Origin of the sequence: Paraburkholderia sp. BR14374 (genome assembly GCF_040948685.1) — a bacterium.
Taxonomy (GTDB): Bacteria; Pseudomonadota; Gammaproteobacteria; order Burkholderiales; family Burkholderiaceae; genus Paraburkholderia; species Paraburkholderia youngii.
Genome location: NZ_JBFPKF010000076.1, coordinates 1 through 3691, shown reverse-complemented (window position 1 = coordinate 3691; position 3691 = coordinate 1). Strand labels below are relative to the sequence as shown.

The window sequence follows — 3691 nt, the reverse complement described above, 5'->3', positions numbered from 1 at the left end:
GCGAGGAGATGGCATTGGCCCCACCTGAATGAAAGACTTCGAGTATCAAATCGACATCAACCAAACCGGCGCAGCGACTCATTGAAATGAAGTGCTGCTCGCCAGCGAGGGGTATTTCAACAGCCTGCTAGGCCGCGCGCCAGCTTCGTTGAATTTTCGTAGGTCACTATGCAAACAATCTATTTCGGCAATCGCAAATTCCCAAGAGCCTTTGAACTGGCGGCCCTTTCCCTTGGCGTAGCGGTCACGATGATCCCGCTGTCCGCCCGAGCGGAGACCGACTGGGTCTCGACCCGCACCCAAGCGTTCCTCCTGTCGAACGCGCCGGCGCCGGCCGGAACTTCTGCCCCGCAGAGCTACTCGCTGAACAGCCTCGGCAATCCGGCGCTGACCGATACGAATGTGACGCCGCTCGAACTGAGTCAGCCGCTGCACATTGCCGTGGCCCTGAGGCACCGCAACGAGGAAACGCTCGACAGGTTCCTTCGCGACCTCAATCAGCCAGGTAGCCCCAGTTACCACAGGTACCTCACGCCGGCCGAGTTCAAGGCGCGTTTCTCGCCGACCGACGCTCAGGTCACGGCCGTAGTCGCTCATCTGAAGGCGAACGGCTTCCTCAACGTCTCCGTGTCGGAGAACAACATGCTAATCTCCGCCGACGGCAACGCAAACAACGTGCAAAGCGCCTTCCAGACGAGCATCAAGCGCTTCAACTATAAAGGCAAGCCGGCCTATGGGAACGATTTGTCAGCCCGTGTCCCGTCATCGCTCGCCTCGAGCGTTGATTCGGTACTCGGTCTGCAGGATGCGGTCGTGCCGCACAGCATGCTCCAACGCTTCGCGCCGGAAGCGGTCATCGAACCGGACTCCATTGAGAAGAACACGACAGACGCGTCGGAGCTGGTTGGCCACGAGCCAACCGATTTCGCGAAGATCTATGACGCGAGCAGTCTGCCCGCCGCGACCAACACGACGGTGGGCATCATCGCCTGGGGCGACATGACTAAGACCATTGACGACCTGAACACCTTCACGCAAACCGCACACCTGCCGAAGGTCAACACGGCGGTCGTCGAGGATGGATCGGGCATCCCGGTCCCCGGCGCCGATATCGAGTTTGCTCTCGACAGCCAGGTCATCATCGGCACATCCGGAGGCGTCAACGAGCTAATCTTCTATCCGGCCATGAGCGGTCCCGGCACCGACCATGTCACCGACGCAACGGTGAACGCTGCTTACAACAAAGCGGTGACTGATCATGATCATAAGGCGACCATCATCAATGTGTCCCTCGGGAACGACGAATATACGTCCTATAAAACCGGCGCGCTCGCCGCCGCCGATGCCGTGTTCAAGCAGGCTGTTGCGCAAGGACAGACCTTCTCAGTCACTTCAGGCGATGCGGGCGTCTATGCTGGATCGTATTCGCCGCAAAGACACAAAGGGTACATCGGCACGTCCGACGACGGCACCTCGGTCACCACGATAAACGATCTGTCCAAATACAGCGTGCAGTATCCCGCGAGTTCGCCGTATGTCGTCACAGTGGGCGGCACGATGCTCTCCACGACCGGCACCATGACGTGGGCCGGCGAAACCGTATGGAATGACGGCGCCGCGTACGCGGACTTAGACGGAACTGGGAAGCCGGTCGACAACGCGATGCGCATCTGGGCGACGGGAGGGGGCGTGAGCGCGTACGAAGCCGCGCCCAGTTGGCAAACCGCGGCGCTCGGCAGTTCGGTGACGAAGCGTGTCCTGCCGGACGTGGCGTTCGATGCTGCGAAATCGACTGGCGCCTACATCATCTTCAACGGGCAGAAGACGAAGTCGCCAATCGGCGGCACGAGCCTCGCGTCACCGATCTTCGTGGGCGGCTGGGCGCGGCTCGAATCGGCCACGAACAACAGCCTCCGCCTGCCAACGCCGGCGTTCTATGAAAATCTCCCGGGCAATACGGCACTGTGCCACGACGTGACATCGGGCAACAACGGCTACCATGGCTACGGCTTCACTGCGAAGCCAGGCTGGGACATGACTACGGGCTTCGGCAGCTTGGACTTCGCGAAGATCAGCGCGGCAATCCCGAGTTGGCGCGCGCAGTAAGGTTCCGTCGCGTCAGCGGCGTCGAGCAAAGTCTTTCGAATCCCAATGTGTGACCTGCATGACGCCAAACACGAAGACACCGCGCACGAGGCAGTCCGCCGGTATTGGCAAGGTGTTTAAAGCGGCTGCGTTATGCGTTGGACGTGATTCTGATGTGTGCGCTGGTGCGTTGCGTACCAGCTGAGTTTACGTAATCTGGCTTTGACAGACGAACGGAGTATTCAGGTCGATCCTCAAGCGTGCACCACTGGATGCAAGCTCGTACGGTTGCTTCAAAAAAGAGTTTCGCGAATGCAAACACTCGATGGGCGGGAGCCGGCGCATGGACGAAACCTATGTGAAGGTCAAGGGCACAATGGATGTGCCTGCTCTTCATCATCGGTAAGGCTGCTAACACGGTCGATTTCCTGTTGCGTGCCCATCGCTACAGGGTCGCCGTTCGACGTTGCTTCGAGAATGCGATTGCACGGAAAGGTGCGCCCGAAACGGCTGCCGTTAACAGAGGCGGCAGTCGATCTGGGTGCGCTCAAAGTGCTCAACGCCGGGCGGCCCACACCGATCAATGTCCGTCAGAACAGGGACCTGACTTATGCAAGGGCAAACCTGCCGTTTCTTCGCTCCCACATTGAATTCTAACCAGAATCAAAAAAATTCGGATAACAAATCGTATGGCTTTATCTCGCGTCTTAACCGCATTGCTGCTAGCTGGACTGATCACGGGGACGACCGCACACGCACAGGTGCCACTCAACTTCGTGAACGCCGATATCGACCAGGTCGCCAAGGCGATCGGCGCGGCCACCGGCAAGACGATCATTGTCGACCCACGCGTCACAGGTCAGTTGAACCTAGTATCGGAAAACGCAGTGCCTGAGGATCAAGCGCTGAAGACGTTGCAATCGGCGCTTCGCATGCAGGGCTTCGCACTCGTGCAGGATCATGGCGTGCTGAAAGTGGTGCCCGAGGCCGACGCCAAGCTGCAAGGCGTGCCGACCTACGTCGGCAACGCGCCGACGGCGCGCGGAGACCAGGTCGTCACGCAGGTCTTCACGCTGAGGAATGTGTCGGCCAACAATCTGCTGCCGGTTCTGCGTCCGCTGATCTCGCCGAACAACACGGTCGCGGCCGACCCCTCCAACAATACGATCGTCGTCACCGACTACGCCGACAACGTGCAGCGCATCGCCCAGATCATCGCGGGTGTCGATAGCGCGGCCGGCCAGGCGGTTGCAGTCGTGCCGCTGAAGAACGCGAATGCGATCGACATCGCGCAGCAGATGAACAAGATGCTCGATCCGGGCTCGATCGGCAGCACGGACGCGACGCCCAAGGTGTCGATCTGGTCCGATCCGCGCACCAATTCGCTGCTGATGCTCGCGTCGAATACCGCACGCCTCGCGGCGGCCAAGGAGCTCGCCAAGCAGCTCGACATGCCGACCACGATGCCGGGCAACATCTACGTCGTGCCGCTACGCAATGCCGACGCGACGAAGCTCGCGCGCACGCTGCGCAGCATGCTCGGCAAGGGCGGCGGCGAGGGCTCGTCGGGCGGCGCGAACGAGGCGAACTCGTTCAACCAGAACAC

2 protein-coding genes and 1 pseudogene are annotated in these 3691 nt (G+C 60.3%); all 3 read left to right on the top strand.

Annotated features, from left to right (window positions below):
• Nucleotides 1-168 precede the first annotated feature (168 nt).
• Nucleotides 169-2106, top strand: coding sequence for a protease pro-enzyme activation domain-containing protein (locus tag AB3X86_RS37865; RefSeq protein WP_368599860.1), 1938 nt, complete (start codon nucleotides 169-171; stop codon nucleotides 2104-2106).
• A 49-nt stretch (nucleotides 2107-2155) separates the two neighbouring features.
• A pseudogene (locus tag AB3X86_RS37860) lies at nucleotides 2156-2691 on the top strand (DDE-type integrase/transposase/recombinase); the annotation flags it as partial.
• Nucleotides 2692-2774: 83 nt separating this feature from the next.
• A partial coding sequence (locus tag AB3X86_RS37855; RefSeq protein ID WP_368599859.1) for a secretin N-terminal domain-containing protein occupies nucleotides 2775-3691 on the top strand: 917 nt, incomplete at its 3' end.

Excerpts from the sequence above, each read along its gene's own strand:
- AB3X86_RS37865 (WP_368599860.1), top strand. The coding sequence starts at position 169 with ATGCAAACAATCTATTTCGGCAATCGCAAATTCCCAAGAGCCTTTGAA.